Genomic DNA, 13,446 nt, shown 5'->3' on the forward strand with positions numbered 1-13,446 from the left:
TCATGGCTACCGTTAAAGTAACGCTGATCAAAAGCATGACCGGCCGCATTCCTAACCACAAACTGTGCGTTAAAGGTTTGGGTCTGCGTCGCATCGGTCACACTGTAGAAGTCCAGGATACTCCCGAGAATCGCGGGATGATCAACAAGGCTTACTACATGCTGCGTGTAGAGGGTTAATCGATGAAACTCAATGATCTGAGTCCAGCGCCGGGTTCCCGTCGCGAAAAGCATCGTCCGGGCCGTGGTATCGGTAGCGGTTTGGGTAAGACTGGTGGCCGTGGCCACAAAGGTCAAACCTCCCGCTCCGGTGGCACCATCGCTCCAGGCTTTGAAGGCGGTCAACAGCCGCTGCATCGTCGCCTGCCTAAGTTCGGTTTCGTATCCCTGAAAGCCATGGACCGCGCAGAAGTGCGTTTGTCCGAGCTGGCTAAAGTGGAAGGCGACATCGTTACTGTGCAGACCCTGAAAGATGCCAACGTGATCAACGTCAACGTACAGCGTGTGAAAATCATGCTGTCCGGTGAAGTGACTCGCGCTGTCACTATCGGCAAGGGAATCGGCGCCACCAAAGGTGCGCGTTCGGCTATCGAAGCAGCTGGCGGCAAGTTCGAGGAATAAATGGCTAAGCAAGGTGCTCTCTCAGCGCTCGGCAAAGGCGGTATGTCTGAACTTTGGGCTCGTCTGCGTTTTCTGTTCCTGGCGATTATCGTCTACCGAATAGGCGCACACATCCCGGTTCCAGGTATCAACCCGGACCGACTCGCAGACCTGTTTCGACAGAATGAGGGGACCATTCTTAGCTTGTTCAACATGTTTTCCGGCGGCGCGCTGGAACGGATGAGTATCTTTGCACTGGGGATCATGCCGTACATTTCGGCATCGATCATCATGCAGTTGATGACCGCCGTCAGCCCGCAGTTGGAGCAGTTGAAGAAGGAAGGTGAAGCTGGCCGTCGCAAGATTAGCCAGTACACCCGCTACGGCACTGTCATCCTTGCCCTGGTTCAAGCTATCGGCATGTCCGTTGGCTTGGCCGGGCAGGGTGTTGCGTTCACTGGTGACTTTGGCTTCTATTTCGTCGCGGTATCCACATTTGTGGCTGGTGCGATGTTTATGATGTGGCTGGGTGAGCAGATTACTGAGCGTGGTGTTGGTAACGGTATCTCGATGTTGATTTTCGCAGGTATCGTCGCCGGTCTTCCGAGAGCAATTGGACAGTCTTTCGAGTCTGCACGTCAGGGTGATATCAATATCTTCGCCTTGGTTGCTATCGGTTTGCTGGCAGTAGCGATTATCGGTTTTGTGGTGTTCATTGAGCGTGGCCAGCGTCGTATTGCTGTTCACTACGCCAAGCGTCAGCAGGGCCGCAAGGTCTTCGCTGCGCAGACCAGCCACTTGCCGCTGAAAGTGAATATGGCCGGTGTTATTCCGGCAATTTTCGCGAGCAGCATTTTGCTGTTTCCGGCTTCGTTGGGTACCTGGTTTGGTCAGTCTGAAAACATGGGCTGGCTGCAGGACCTCTCTCAGTCGATCGCTCCTGGTCAGCCGTTGAATATTCTGCTGTTTAGTGCAGGGATTATTTTCTTCTGCTTCTTCTATACGGCGTTGATGTTCAATCCGAAAGACGTAGCGGAAAACCTGAAGAAGTCCGGTGCCTTTATTCCGGGTATCCGTCCAGGTGAGCAGTCTGCACGCTACATTGATGGCGTTCTGACTCGTTTGACCCTGTTCGGTGCTCTATATATGACGGCCGTCTGCTTGTTGCCCCAGTTCCTGGTGGTTGCAGCAAACGTTCCGTTCTACCTTGGCGGGACCTCGTTGCTGATCGTGGTCGTGGTTGTGATGGACTTCATGTCCCAAGTACAATCGCACCTCGTTTCGCACCAGTACGAATCCCTGATGAAGAAAGCCAACCTGAAGGGTTACGGCAGCGGCATGTTGCGCTGAGTACCCATAAGGTTCGAGGAGTTGGTGATGAAAGTTCGTGCATCGGTGAAAAAGCTGTGCCGTAACTGCAAGATTATTCGCCGCGAAGGTGTTGTTCGAGTAATTTGCAGCGCGGAACCGCGTCACAAACAGCGCCAAGGCTGAGTGTGATCCGCTTGAAGCCCGGCAGCTAGTGCGCTGCCGGGTTGATTATTTGTTATTACAGCGATATTATCTCGCGCCCTATTTCTTGGCTTCCGGGGCGTAGGTAGCTGTCAATTGGAGTCCCACTGAATGGCCCGTATTGCAGGCGTTAACATTCCAGATAACAAGCACACTGTTATCTCGCTGACCTACATCTATGGTGTTGGTCGCACTACTGCGCAGAAAATTTGCGCAGTTGCTGGGGTAAACCCAGCCGCTAAGATCAAGGATCTGAGCGACGAGCAGATTGAATTGCTGCGTGGCGAAGTGGCGAAGTTCACCACTGAAGGTGACCTGCGTCGCGAAATCAACATGAAAATCAAGCGTTTGATGGACCTCGGTTGCTATCGCGGTCTGCGTCATCGTCGTGGTCTTCCAGTACGCGGTCAGCGTACCAAGACTAACGCGCGTACCCGTAAAGGTCCGCGTAAGCCGATCCGCAAGTAATCGCCCCAGCGAATCGACAGGAAAATTATCATGGCAAAACCTGCTGCTCGTCCTCGTAAAAAAGTTAAAAAGACAGTGGTTGATGGCATCGCCCACATCCATGCTTCTTTTAACAACACCATCGTGACCATCACCGACCGTCAAGGTAACGCGCTGTCTTGGGCTACCTCTGGTGGTTCGGGTTTCCGCGGTTCCCGCAAGTCCACGCCGTTCGCTGCTCAAGTAGCTGCTGAACGTGCTGGTCAAGCTGCGCTGGAATACGGCCTGAAAAACCTCGACGTTAACGTCAAAGGTCCAGGTCCAGGTCGTGAGTCTGCTGTCCGTGCTTTGAACGGCTGTGGCTATAAGATCGCCAGCATCACCGACGTGACGCCAATCCCGCACAACGGGTGCCGTCCGCCGAAGAAGCGCCGCGTGTAATCCAGGAGATTGTAAAGAATGGCTCGTTACATTGGTCCAAAATGCAAACTCGCTCGTCGCGAAGGCACCGATCTCTTCCTGAAGAGCGGCGTGCGCGCGATCGAATCGAAGTGCAACATTGAAGCAGCACCTGGTATCCACGGCCAACGCCGCGGTCGCCAGTCCGATTACGGCACCCAACTGCGTGAAAAGCAGAAGGTCCGTCGTATCTACGGCGTTCTCGAGCGTCAGTTCAGCGGCTACTACAAAGAAGCTGCTGGCAAAAAAGGTGCAACCGGTGAAAACCTGCTGCAACTGCTCGAATGCCGTCTGGACAACGTTGTATACCGTATGGGCTTTGGTTCGACTCGTGCCGAATCCCGTCAGCTGGTATCGCACAAATCCGTCAGCGTAAACGGCCAAACCGTTAACGTACCGTCTTACCAGGTTCGTGCTGGTGACGTAGTCGCGATTCGCGAGAAAGCAAAAAACCAACTTCGCATTGTCCAAGCTCTCGATCTGTGTGCCCAACGTGGCCGCGTAGAATGGGTAGAAGTAGACACTGAGAAGAAGTCGGGCGTTTTCAAGAACGTTCCTGCTCGCAGTGATCTGTCCGCCGACATCAACGAAAGCCTGATTGTCGAGCTCTACTCCAAGTAAGGGCTAGAAAATAGGTGCATCCATGCAGATTTCGGTAAATGAGTTCCTGACACCCCGCCACATTGATGTGCAGGTTGTCAGTCCAACCCGCGCCAAGATCACTCTCGAGCCTCTCGAGCGTGGTTTTGGCCACACCCTGGGCAACGCGCTGCGCCGCATCCTGTTGTCCTCAATGCCCGGCTGTGCAGTAGTCGAGGCCGAGATTGACGGTGTGCTCCACGAGTACAGCGCCATCGAAGGTGTACAGGAAGACGTAATTGAAATCCTGTTGAACCTTAAAGGTCTGGCTATCAAGCTGCACGGCCGTGACGAAGTTACGCTGACCTTGTCGAAGAAGGGTTCGGGGGTGGTTACCGCTGCCGATATTCAGCTGGATCATGATGTCGAGATCGTTAACCCCGATCACGTAATCGCTAACCTGGCGTCTAACGGCGCCCTGAACATGAAGCTCACTGTAGCTCGTGGTCGTGGTTATGAACCGGCCGACTCGCGTCAGAGCGATGAAGACGAAAGCCGCAGCATTGGTCGCTTGCAGCTTGACTCTTCGTTCAGCCCGGTTCGCCGTATCGCATACGTGGTGGAAAACGCCCGTGTCGAGCAGCGTACTAACCTGGACAAGCTGGTTATTGATCTGGAAACCAACGGTACTCTGGATCCTGAAGAGGCTATCCGCCGCGCTGCAACCATTCTGCAACAGCAGTTGGCTGCGTTCGTCGACCTCAAAGGTGACAGCGAACCAGTGGTAATCGAGCAGGAAGACGAGATCGATCCGATCCTGCTTCGCCCGGTTGACGATCTGGAACTGACTGTACGTTCGGCTAACTGCCTTAAGGCGGAAAACATTTACTACATCGGCGACCTGATTCAGCGTACCGAAGTAGAACTGTTGAAGACTCCGAACCTGGGCAAGAAATCCTTGACTGAAATCAAGGACGTTCTGGCCTCCCGCGGTCTGTCCCTCGGCATGCGCCTCGACAACTGGCCGCCTGCAAGTCTTAAGAAGGACGACAAGGCGACTGCCTGATCGTCGTAATCACCGAACGTGAGTTTGGTAAGGAATGAACCATGCGTCATCGTAAAAGTGGTCGTCACCTGAGCCGTACCAGCTCGCACCGCAAGGCCATGTTTCAAAACATGGCGGTGTCGCTGTTCGAGCACGAGCTGATCAAAACTACACTGCCGAAAGCTAAAGAACTGCGTCGCGTTGCTGAGCCGCTGATCACTTTGGCCAAGACAGACAGCCTGGCTAACCGCCGTCTGGCTTTCGACCGTACTCGTTCGAAAGCTATCGTTGGTAAGCTCTTCAACGACCTGGGCAAGCGTTACGCTACCCGTGAGGGTGGCTACCTGCGCATCCTCAAGTGCGGTTTCCGTGCTGGCGACAACGCGCCTATGGCGTACGTCGAGTTGGTTGATCGTGCTACTGCCGGCGAAGCTGTAAGCGCCGAGTAAGACGACAGTCTGCAACAGAGAACCGGGCCTAGTGCCCGGTTTTTTGTGGGCGGTCGAAAACCGGCTATATTTCTCACGTCACTGCCGGTTCTCTAATAAACCCGCCGCTATCCGTTGAGGTTCTGTATTAGTTATTTTCTATCAAAGTCCATGATTTAATGCATTTGATGGTGTCATCTTGATGGTCAATACTCCCTCCAAGCCGATTAGCCGGCAGTTCCTAGCCTGACCAGAGGAAGATTGAGCATGAGTAATATCCTTACTACCGCCAGCGGCGCCCCCGTTGCGGATAACCAGAACTCCCGTACTGCCGGTCCGCGTGGCCCGTTGCTCCTCGATGACTTTCACCTGATCGAAAAGCTTGCGCACTTCAACCGTGAAAACATTCCTGAGCGTCGCGTACACGCCAAGGGTTCGGGCGCTCACGGTAAATTCACCGTAACCCGGGACATCACCCAGTACACCAGTGCGAAGCTGTTCGAATCCGTTGGTAAAGAAACACCTACTTTCCTTCGATTCTCCACCGTTGGCGGCGAGCGAGGCTCTGCGGATACCGCGCGTGACCCGCGGGGCTTTGCTTTGAAGTTCTATACCGAAGAAGGCAACTGGGACATCGTTGGCAACAACACGCCAGTGTTCTTCATCCGCGACCCGCTGAAGTTTCCCGACTTCATTCACACCCAAAAGCGGTTGCCGCAAACGAATCTGAAAAGTGCACAGATGGTATGGGATTTCTGGTCGCTCTCTCCTGAGGCGCTGCACCAGATCACCATCCTGTTCTCGGATCGTGGCACTCCAGACGGTTACCGCCATATGCACGGCTTCGGGAGTCATACCTATAGCCTGATCAATGCTAAAGGGGAGCGCCATTGGGTCAAGTGGCACTACAAAACCAAGCAAGGTATCAAGAACCTGACGCCTGAAGAGGCGACTCGCATTGCCGGCACTGATCCTGATTACGCTCAGCGTGACCTGTTCAACGCTATCGAGCGGGGCGACTTTCCCAAGTGGAGCGTCAACATTCAGGTCATGACCGAAGCCGAGGCTGAAGCTCACTACGAAAACCCGTTTGACGTGACCAAAACTTGGTCACAGCAGGAGTTTCCGCTGATCGAGGTTGGCGAGCTCGTGCTGGACCGTAATCCGGTGAATTACTTTGCTGAAGTCGAGCAGGCATGCTTTGGCCCAAGCAACATGGTTCCGGGTGTTGGTCTTTCGCCGGACCGCATGCTTCAAGGCCGCGTTTTCGCTTATGCGGATGCTCACCGTTATCGTGTTGGCACCAACCACCAGCAGTTGCCGGTCAATGCTCCCTTAAGCCCGGTTAATAACAATCAGCGTGACGGTTCGATGTCCTTTGGTTTCGGAGGTGCGTCTCCTAACTATGAACCAAACAGCGTCGCTGGTACGCCACAACAGGCGCCTCAATACGCTGAGCCACCTCTGGCACTCAATGGCGCGGCGAATCGCTACGATCAGCGTGAAGACACCGACTACTACAGTCACGCAGGCGCACTGTTCCGTTTGATGGATGCCGGGCAAAAGGCCCTGCTGATCAATAACATTGCCGGGGCTATGGATGGCGTGAGCAGGGATGTGGTTCAGCGCCAGTTGCAGCACTTCTTCAAAGCCGACCCCGATTACGGCCAAGGCATTGCAACGACGCTGGGCGTAACGCTTAGCTGACTCTAAACGAGAAGCAGAACCGCCCTCATTAGGGCGGTTTTTGCGTTATTTCCGCTACTTTTCTCAGAAAATCTTCGCTTTTCTGCCGTTGGTCTGGTGACCTCCGGGTCATGATGGTTCAAACTACAGACTTTCAAGCAGGGAGATGTAGGGCGATGCAAGGTCACCCCGACGTAATCGATTACCTCAACACGTTGCTGACGGGCGAACTGGCAGCGCGTGACCAATATTTCATCCATTCGCGTATGTACGAAGACTGGGGCTTTACTGAGCTCTACGAACGTATCAACCATGAAATGGAAGAAGAGGCACAGCATGCCGACGCGCTGATGCGCCGTATTCTTATGCTCGAAGGCACGCCACGCATGCGTCCCGACGACCTGGATGTGGGCACCACGGTGCCTGACATGCTCGCAGCCGATCTTCGCCTCGAGTACAAGGTGCGTGCCGCGCTCTGCAAGGGCATCGAGCTCTGCGAGCAGCACAACGACTATGTCACCCGCGAAATCCTCCGGGTGCAGTTGAATGACACCGAAGAAGATCACACCTACTGGCTGGAAAAGCAGCTGGGCCTGATCAAATTGGTTGGTCTGGAGAATTACCTGCAATCGCAGTTCTGATTCCCGGCTACAAAAAAAGCCCCTGTCACGCAAAGTGACAGGGGCTTTTTCATGCGCCAGACAAATCAGGCTTTATCGCGTGCCAACAACGGCTTCAAGTAGTAACCGGTATGCGACTGCGGCATCTCGGAAACCTGTTCCGGCGTGCCCACCGCAATGATCTGGCCGCCCTTGGAACCGCCTTCCGGCCCCAGGTCCACCAGCCAATCGGCAGTCTTGATCACATCCAGGTTGTGCTCAATCACCACCACTGTGTTGCCGTGGTCGCGCAGGCGGTGCAGCACGTCCAGCAACTGCTGAATGTCCGCAAAGTGCAGACCCGTGGTCGGCTCATCGAGGATATACAAGGTCTTGCCGGTGTCACGCTTGGACAGCTCACGAGACAACTTCACCCGCTGCGCCTCGCCGCCGGACAAGGTAGTCGCCGATTGCCCCAGCTTGATGTACGACAGGCCCACATCCATCAGCGTTTGCAGCTTGCGCGCCAACGCTGGAACCGCGTCGAAGAACACCCGTGCTTCCTCGATGGTCATTTCGAGGGTTTCGTGGATGCTCTTGCCCTTGTACTTGATCTCCAGAGTTTCGCGGTTATAGCGCTTGCTCTTGCACACATCGCACGGCACGTAGATGTCCGGCAAAAAGTGCATCTCAACCTTGATCAGGCCATCGCCCTGGCACGCTTCGCAGCGCCCGCCCTTGACGTTGAACGAGAACCGGCCAGGCCCATAACCCCGCGAGCGGGACTCCGGTACGCCGGCGAACAGTTCGCGAATCGGCGTGAACAACCCGGTATAGGTCGCCGGGTTGGAGCGCGGCGTACGGCCAATCGGGCTTTGGTCGATGTCGACGACTTTGTCCAGATGCTCAAGGCCCTTGATGCTGTCGTGCGCAGCCGCTTCCAGGGTTGTCGCGCCGTTCAAGGCAGTGGCGCTCAGTGGGAACAGCGTGTTGTTGATCAGCGTCGACTTGCCCGAACCGGATACACCGGTCACACAGGTCAATAAACCCAGTGGGATTTCCAGGTCGACATTGCGCAAGTTGTTGCCGCGCGCGCCCTTGAGGTGCAGCGCCAGCTTCTTGTTGCGTGGCGTACGCTTGGCCGGCACTTCAATCTTCACGCGGCCGGACAGGTACTTACCGGTCAACGAGTCCGGGTGAGCCATGACCTCGGCAGGCGTGCCCTCGGCAACAATATGCCCCCCGTGCACACCCGCACCCGGGCCAATGTCGACCACATAATCCGCCAGGCGAATCGCATCTTCATCGTGCTCGACCACGATCACCGTGTTGCCGATATCCCGCAGGTGCTTCAGCGTTCCCAGCAGGCGGTCGTTGTCTCGCTGGTGCAAGCCAATCGACGGTTCATCGAGGATGTACAACACGCCCACGAGGCCGGCACCAATCTGGCTGGCCAAACGGATCCGCTGGGCTTCGCCGCCTGACAGGGTATCGGCGCTGCGATCCAGCGACAGGTAATCCAGGCCAACGTTAACCAGGAACTGCAGGCGCTCACGAATCTCCTTGAGGATCTTGTCGGCAATTTCCCCACGTCGTCCGGTCAGCTTGAGCACTCCAAAGTACTCACACGCGTCGCCAATCGGCAGATTGGTCACTGCCGGCAAGGTCTTCTCACCCACCCACACATGCCGTGCTTCACGACGCAGGCGAGTGCCCCGGCAATCCGGGCAAGGCTGAGTGCTGAGGAACTTGGCCAGCTCTTCGCGCACGCTCGCCGACTCGGTCTCGCGGTAGCGACGCTCCAGGTTCGGCACGATACCTTCGAACGGGTGCGAACGTTTGACGATATCGCCACGGTCGTTCAGGTATTTGAAGTCGACGTTCTGCGAGCCGCTGCCGTGCAGGATGACTTTTTGCAGCTCGGCCGGCAGTTGGTTGAACGGCACTTCCAGGCTGAATTTATAGTGCGATGCCAGCGACCCCAACATCTGGAAGTAGTAGACATTGCGCCTGTCCCAGCCGCGTATCGCACCTTCCGCCAGGGTCAGGTCACCGTTGACCAGGCGCTTGATGTCAAAGAACTGCTTAACCCCCAGGCCATCACAGGTCGGGCAGGCGCCAGCCGGGTTGTTGAAGGAAAACAGCTTGGGTTCCAGCTCGCTGATCGCGTGACCACAGATCGGGCAGGCAAAGCGCGCGGAGAAGATGATCTCTTCGCCCGGCTCGTCGTCCATCGGTGCGACCAGTGCAATACCGTCCGCCAACTTCAGCGCGGTCTCGAACGACTCGGCCAGGCGCTGTTGCAAATCGGCGCGGACCTTGAAGCGGTCGACTACCACATCAATGGAGTGCTTCTTCTGCTTGTCGAGCTTCGGCGCTTCATCCAGCTCATAGAGCTTGCCGTTGATACGTGCGCGCACAAAACCTTGCGCACGCAGTTCTTCAAAAACCGAAAGATGTTCGCCTTTACGCTCTCGAATCACCGGCGCCAGCAGCATCAGCTTGGCGCCTTCCGGCTGGGCCAGCACCAGGTCGACCATCTGGCTGACGGTCTGGGCTTCCAGGGGAATATCGTGGTCCGGGCAGCGCGGAATACCCACGCGCGCATACAGCAAGCGCAGGTAGTCGTAGATTTCGGTAATGGTGCCCACGGTGGAGCGTGGGTTATGGGACGTCGACTTCTGCTCGATGGAGATCGCCGGCGACAGGCCTTCAATGGTGTCGACGTCGGGCTTTTCCATCATCGACAGGAATTGCCGGGCATAGGCCGACAGCGATTCCACATAGCGACGCTGACCTTCGGCATACAGCGTGTCGAACGCCAGTGACGATTTGCCGGAGCCGGACAGGCCGGTGATGACGATCAGTTTGTCCCGGGGCAGGGTCAGGTCGATGTTCTTCAGGTTGTGGGTTCTAGCCCCACGAATCAGGATCTTGTCCAAGATGGCCTCGCACGGCGGGCGTAAATAATGCAGGAGTATACGGCTAAAGACTGGATGAATATACACTGTCAAAGTGCCGGGTGCAGCCTTACATGAAAGCTGCGCGGCAAAGCGCCGCATATACCCTCTCAATCGATGGGACTGGTAGAATCGCCGCCGGTTCACACGAGGTTTTTCCATGCACGATCCCCACAGCGAACGCATGAGTAGCGGCGAGACCCGAGCGGCAAGCGGTCTGGCCCTGGTGTTCGCCTTCCGTATGCTTGGCATGTTTATGGTGTTGCCGGTGCTGGCGACCTATGGAATGGATCTCGCAGGCGCAACCCCCGCATTGATTGGCCTGGCGATTGGCGCCTACGGCCTGACCCAGGCGCTGTTTCAGATTCCGTTCGGGATCATTTCCGACCGCATCGGCCGTCGGCCGGTGATTTACCTCGGGCTCATCGTGTTCGCCCTCGGCAGTGTCCTCGCGGCACAGTCCGACTCGATCTGGGGCGTAATCGCCGGACGCGTCCTGCAGGGCGCCGGTGCGATTTCCGCCGCCGTCATGGCGCTGCTCTCGGACCTGACCCGCGAGCAACATCGCACCAAGGCCATGGCCATGATCGGCATGACCATCGGCCTGTCGTTTGCGGTGGCCATGGTGGTCGGCCCATTGCTGACGCGCGCCTTTGGCTTGCACGGGCTGTTCCTGGCCACGGGCGGCATGGCGTTGTTCGGGATCGTGATCGTGGCGTTCATGGTGCCGCGTTCCACCGGCACGTTGCAGCACCGTGAGTCCGGCGTGGCACGCAAGGCATTGTTGCCGACGCTCAAGCATCCGGACCTGCTGCGCCTGGATTTGGGTATCTTCGTGTTGCACGCCATGCTTATGTGCAGCTTCGTTGCCTTGCCTCTGGCGCTGGTCGAAAAAGCCGGCCTGCCCAAGGAGCAGCACTGGTGGGTCTACCTCACCGCCTTGTTGATCTCGTTCTTCGCCATGATCCCGTTCATCATCTACGGCGAGAAGAAACGCAAAATGAAACGAGTTTTGCTCGGCGCCGTCGCGACGCTGATGCTCACTGAGCTATTCTTCTGGCAGTTCGGCGATAGCCTGCGGGCGCTGGTAATCGGTACGGTGGTGTTCTTTACCGCGTTCAACCTGCTGGAGGCCTCGTTGCCTTCGCTGATCAGTAAAGTTTCACCCGCCGGTGGCAAGGGCACGGCGATGGGGGTGTATTCCACCAGCCAGTTCCTGGGTTCTGCGCTGGGCGGCATCATGGGCGGCTGGATGTTCCAGCATGGCGGTTTGTCGGTTGTGTTCCTCGGATGCGCCGGGCTGGCTGCACTTTGGCTGGCCTTTGCTGTTACCATGCGCGAACCTCCCTACGTCACAAGTCTGCGTTTGCCGCTATCGCCTGAGGCGATCCGTGAAAGCGGTCTGGTCGAGCGCCTGAAGGCCGTCGTTGGGGTAACAGATGCAGTTGTGGTCGCTGAAGAGGCGGCCATTTACATCAAATTGGACACCGAATTATTGGATCGCGCGACGCTCGAGCAACTGGTCAACCCAGTGCCGACAGCGCGCCCAGCCTAGGAGAACGTTATGGCCCGTGGGGTTAACAAAGTCATATTGGTCGGTACATGCGGCCAGGATCCCGAAGTTCGCTACCTGCCTAACGGTAACGCCGTGACCAACCTGAGTCTGGCGACCAGCGAACAGTGGACCGACAAGCAAACCGGCCAGAAGGTCGAGAAAACCGAATGGCACCGCGTGTCGATGTTCGGCAAGGTCGCAGAGATCGCCGGTGAATACCTGCGCAAAGGTTCGCAGGTCTACATCGAAGGCAAACTGCAAACCCGCGAGTGGGAAAAAGACGGCATCAAGCGTTACACCACTGAAATCGTGGTCGACATGCAAGGCACCATGCAACTGCTCGGCGGCCGTCCACAACAGGGCGACCAACAAGGCGGCGGCAACAACTACCAGCAGTCCGCTCCGGCCCCACGCCAGCAGGCTCCGCGCCCGCAGCAGTCGGCACCGCAACAGTCGCGCCAGGCGCCGCCTCCACAACAGGCCGCACCACAGCCGGCTCCGGATTTCGACAGCTTTGATGACGATATCCCGTTCTAAGGTCCAGCACCCAGAACGCACAAAACCCCCGATGGCCCAGGCCTCGGGGGTTTTTTATTGCCGATGATCAGGCCTCTGCCGCAGCCGCTGCCACCACCATCTCCTTGAAACGCCGCAAAACCGCCGAGCCGTCACCGACCCGCGTGGCCAAGTGCAACGGTGCCACCAGGCTACGACACTCGGTCAGTTCGCGATAAACGATGCCGTCCCCACGCAGCCTTTGCATCGACGCCGGCACTATGGACACCCCAAGTCCCGCCGCCACCAGGCTCAATGTCGCGGTCATGCGTGGCGCTTCCTGAACCACCTGCGGGCTGAACCCTGCTTCACGGCAAGCCACCAGAATCGCGTCATACAAACCCAACCCTACGCGGCGGCGATACAGCACAAACGCTTCGGTCGCCAACGCGGCCAAGGGCAGGGGCGATTGCGCGTCGATGGCCAGCGGATGATCGGTAGGCAGCGCCAGCAACATCGGCTCCACCAGAATCGGTTGGTCTTGCAACGATTGCGTGCCGCTGAGCGGCGAGCGGATAAACGCCGCGTCGAGTTTTTCATGCACCAGCGCGTCCAACAGCTCGCCGGTGCCCGCTTCTTCCAGCACCACCGAGACGCCGACAAAGGTTTCGCGAAACAGCCGCAACACGCTGGGCACGAACGGGTGCAGCGCAGCGGAGCTGGTGAAGCCAATCGCCAAGCGGCCGCGCTCACCGCGAGCTGCACGGCGCACCACGTCGGTTACCCCTTCAACCTGGGCGAGAATGTTGCGGGCCTCATCCAACAAGGCCAGCCCGGCGGTGGTCGGGCGCACGCCACGGGGCAGACGCTCCATCAACATCACGCCCAGTTCGGCTTCAAGGCTTTGCAGCAGCCGGGTCAGCGGCGGTTGCTGCATCCCCAGGCGCTCTGCCGCGCGGGTGATATAGCCTTCTTCGGCAATCGCAATGAAGGCTTTGAGCTGGCGAAATTCCAACATAAGAGTTCCAACATAAGGATACTTTCAAGGTATGGGAGGTCACCAATCCTGGCATTTGTTCTCA

At 57.1% G+C, this 13,446-nt stretch carries 15 protein-coding genes; 13 read left to right on the forward strand and 2 right to left on the reverse strand.

All coding sequences use genetic code 11. The annotated features are described in order from the left end of the window. Positions 1 to 2 precede the first annotated feature (2 nt). From rpmD to bfr, 11 genes are all read left to right on the forward strand, one after another. Positions 3 to 179 carry a 50S ribosomal protein L30 gene (gene rpmD, locus L8I05_RS22250; protein WP_003176408.1) on the forward strand — a complete coding sequence of 59 codons (177 nt, stop codon included), beginning with the start codon at positions 3 to 5 and terminating at the stop codon, positions 177 to 179. A gap of 3 nt (positions 180 to 182) precedes the next feature. After that, entirely contained in the window at positions 183 to 620 is a 438-nt protein-coding gene (rplO, locus tag L8I05_RS22255) for a 50S ribosomal protein L15 (protein WP_003176407.1), read from the forward strand. Beyond that, entirely contained in the window at positions 621 to 1,949 is a 1,329-nt protein-coding gene (gene secY, locus L8I05_RS22260; protein WP_071485371.1) for a preprotein translocase subunit SecY, read from the forward strand. It abuts the gene before it with no gap. A 27-nt stretch (positions 1,950 to 1,976) separates the two neighbouring features. Continuing rightward, complete coding sequence (rpmJ, locus tag L8I05_RS22265) at positions 1,977 to 2,093, forward strand: 50S ribosomal protein L36 (protein ID WP_002555468.1); 117 nt, start codon at positions 1,977 to 1,979, stop codon at positions 2,091 to 2,093. Between the two features lie 129 nt (positions 2,094 to 2,222). Further along, positions 2,223 to 2,579 (forward strand): 30S ribosomal protein S13, encoded by a 357-nt coding sequence (gene rpsM / locus L8I05_RS22270; protein WP_024077676.1) that lies wholly within the window; start codon positions 2,223 to 2,225, stop codon positions 2,577 to 2,579. 30 nt (positions 2,580 to 2,609) lie between these two features. Continuing rightward, positions 2,610 to 2,999: a 30S ribosomal protein S11 gene (gene rpsK, locus L8I05_RS22275; protein WP_002555466.1), complete on the forward strand. Its 390-nt coding sequence runs from the start codon at positions 2,610 to 2,612 to the stop codon at positions 2,997 to 2,999. Positions 3,000 to 3,017: 18 nt separating this feature from the next. Then, positions 3,018 to 3,638: a 30S ribosomal protein S4 gene (gene rpsD / locus L8I05_RS22280; RefSeq protein ID WP_003210056.1), complete on the forward strand. Its 621-nt coding sequence runs from the start codon at positions 3,018 to 3,020 to the stop codon at positions 3,636 to 3,638. Positions 3,639 to 3,660: 22 nt separating this feature from the next. Then, positions 3,661 to 4,662 carry a DNA-directed RNA polymerase subunit alpha gene (gene rpoA, locus L8I05_RS22285; RefSeq protein WP_003176403.1) on the forward strand — a complete coding sequence of 334 codons (1,002 nt, stop codon included), beginning with the start codon at positions 3,661 to 3,663 and terminating at the stop codon, positions 4,660 to 4,662. 41 nt (positions 4,663 to 4,703) lie between these two features. Next, positions 4,704 to 5,090, forward strand: a complete 387-nt coding sequence (rplQ, locus tag L8I05_RS22290) for a 50S ribosomal protein L17 (RefSeq protein WP_003176402.1) — start codon at positions 4,704 to 4,706, stop codon at positions 5,088 to 5,090. A gap of 240 nt (positions 5,091 to 5,330) precedes the next feature. After that, a complete protein-coding gene (locus L8I05_RS22295) occupies positions 5,331 to 6,776 on the forward strand; it encodes a catalase (RefSeq protein WP_277931884.1) in 1,446 nt (481 codons plus the stop codon). Between the two features lie 155 nt (positions 6,777 to 6,931). Then, on the forward strand, positions 6,932 to 7,396 hold the full coding sequence (bfr, locus tag L8I05_RS22300) for a bacterioferritin (RefSeq protein ID WP_015886133.1): 465 nt from the start codon (positions 6,932 to 6,934) through the stop codon (positions 7,394 to 7,396). 65 nt (positions 7,397 to 7,461) lie between these two features. Here bfr and uvrA read toward each other — a convergent pair whose 3' ends face one another. After that, on the reverse strand, positions 7,462 to 10,296 hold the full coding sequence (gene uvrA, locus L8I05_RS22305; protein WP_242171540.1) for an excinuclease ABC subunit UvrA: 2,835 nt from the start codon (positions 10,294 to 10,296) through the stop codon (positions 7,462 to 7,464). 178 nt (positions 10,297 to 10,474) lie between these two features. Here uvrA and L8I05_RS22310 point away from each other — a divergent pair, with 178 nt between their 5' ends. Together L8I05_RS22310 and L8I05_RS22315 are read left to right on the forward strand one after the other, a co-directional pair. Continuing rightward, the gene (locus L8I05_RS22310) at positions 10,475 to 11,869 is read left to right on the forward strand and encodes an MFS transporter (RefSeq protein WP_177018102.1); all 1,395 of its coding nucleotides are present in this window, start codon (positions 10,475 to 10,477) and stop codon (positions 11,867 to 11,869) included. 9 nt (positions 11,870 to 11,878) lie between these two features. Then, positions 11,879 to 12,406 (forward strand): single-stranded DNA-binding protein, encoded by a 528-nt coding sequence (locus L8I05_RS22315; protein ID WP_010467282.1) that lies wholly within the window; start codon positions 11,879 to 11,881, stop codon positions 12,404 to 12,406. 67 nt (positions 12,407 to 12,473) lie between these two features. Here L8I05_RS22315 and L8I05_RS22320 read toward each other — a convergent pair whose 3' ends face one another. Continuing rightward, entirely contained in the window at positions 12,474 to 13,382 is a 909-nt protein-coding gene (locus L8I05_RS22320) for a LysR family transcriptional regulator (RefSeq protein WP_242171541.1), read from the reverse strand. Positions 13,383 to 13,446 lie beyond the last annotated feature (64 nt).

It is taken from the genome of Pseudomonas sp. MONT-RG-20F-20-E-7-02, from assembly GCF_022662395.1.
In the GTDB taxonomy this organism is placed as follows: Bacteria; Pseudomonadota; Gammaproteobacteria; order Pseudomonadales; family Pseudomonadaceae; genus Aquipseudomonas.

Coding starts and splice junctions, on each gene's coding strand:
- rpsM (WP_024077676.1), top strand. CDS start 2,223: ATGGCCCGTATTGCAGGCGTTAACATTCCAGATAACAAGCACACTGTT.
- rpmD (WP_003176408.1), top strand. CDS start 3: ATGGCTACCGTTAAAGTAACGCTGATCAAAAGCATGACCGGCCGCATT.
- rpmJ (WP_002555468.1), top strand. CDS start 1,977: ATGAAAGTTCGTGCATCGGTGAAAAAGCTGTGCCGTAACTGCAAGATT.
- rpoA (WP_003176403.1), top strand. CDS start 3,661: ATGCAGATTTCGGTAAATGAGTTCCTGACACCCCGCCACATTGATGTG.
- secY (WP_071485371.1), top strand. CDS start 621: ATGGCTAAGCAAGGTGCTCTCTCAGCGCTCGGCAAAGGCGGTATGTCT.
- L8I05_RS22315 (WP_010467282.1), top strand. CDS start 11,879: ATGGCCCGTGGGGTTAACAAAGTCATATTGGTCGGTACATGCGGCCAG.
- rplQ (WP_003176402.1), top strand. CDS start 4,704: ATGCGTCATCGTAAAAGTGGTCGTCACCTGAGCCGTACCAGCTCGCAC.
- L8I05_RS22320 (WP_242171541.1), bottom strand. CDS start 13,382: ATGTTGGAATTTCGCCAGCTCAAAGCCTTCATTGCGATTGCCGAAGAA.
- L8I05_RS22310 (WP_177018102.1), top strand. CDS start 10,475: ATGCACGATCCCCACAGCGAACGCATGAGTAGCGGCGAGACCCGAGCG.
- rpsK (WP_002555466.1), top strand. CDS start 2,610: ATGGCAAAACCTGCTGCTCGTCCTCGTAAAAAAGTTAAAAAGACAGTG.
- rplO (WP_003176407.1), top strand. CDS start 183: ATGAAACTCAATGATCTGAGTCCAGCGCCGGGTTCCCGTCGCGAAAAG.
- bfr (WP_015886133.1), top strand. CDS start 6,932: ATGCAAGGTCACCCCGACGTAATCGATTACCTCAACACGTTGCTGACG.
- rpsD (WP_003210056.1), top strand. CDS start 3,018: ATGGCTCGTTACATTGGTCCAAAATGCAAACTCGCTCGTCGCGAAGGC.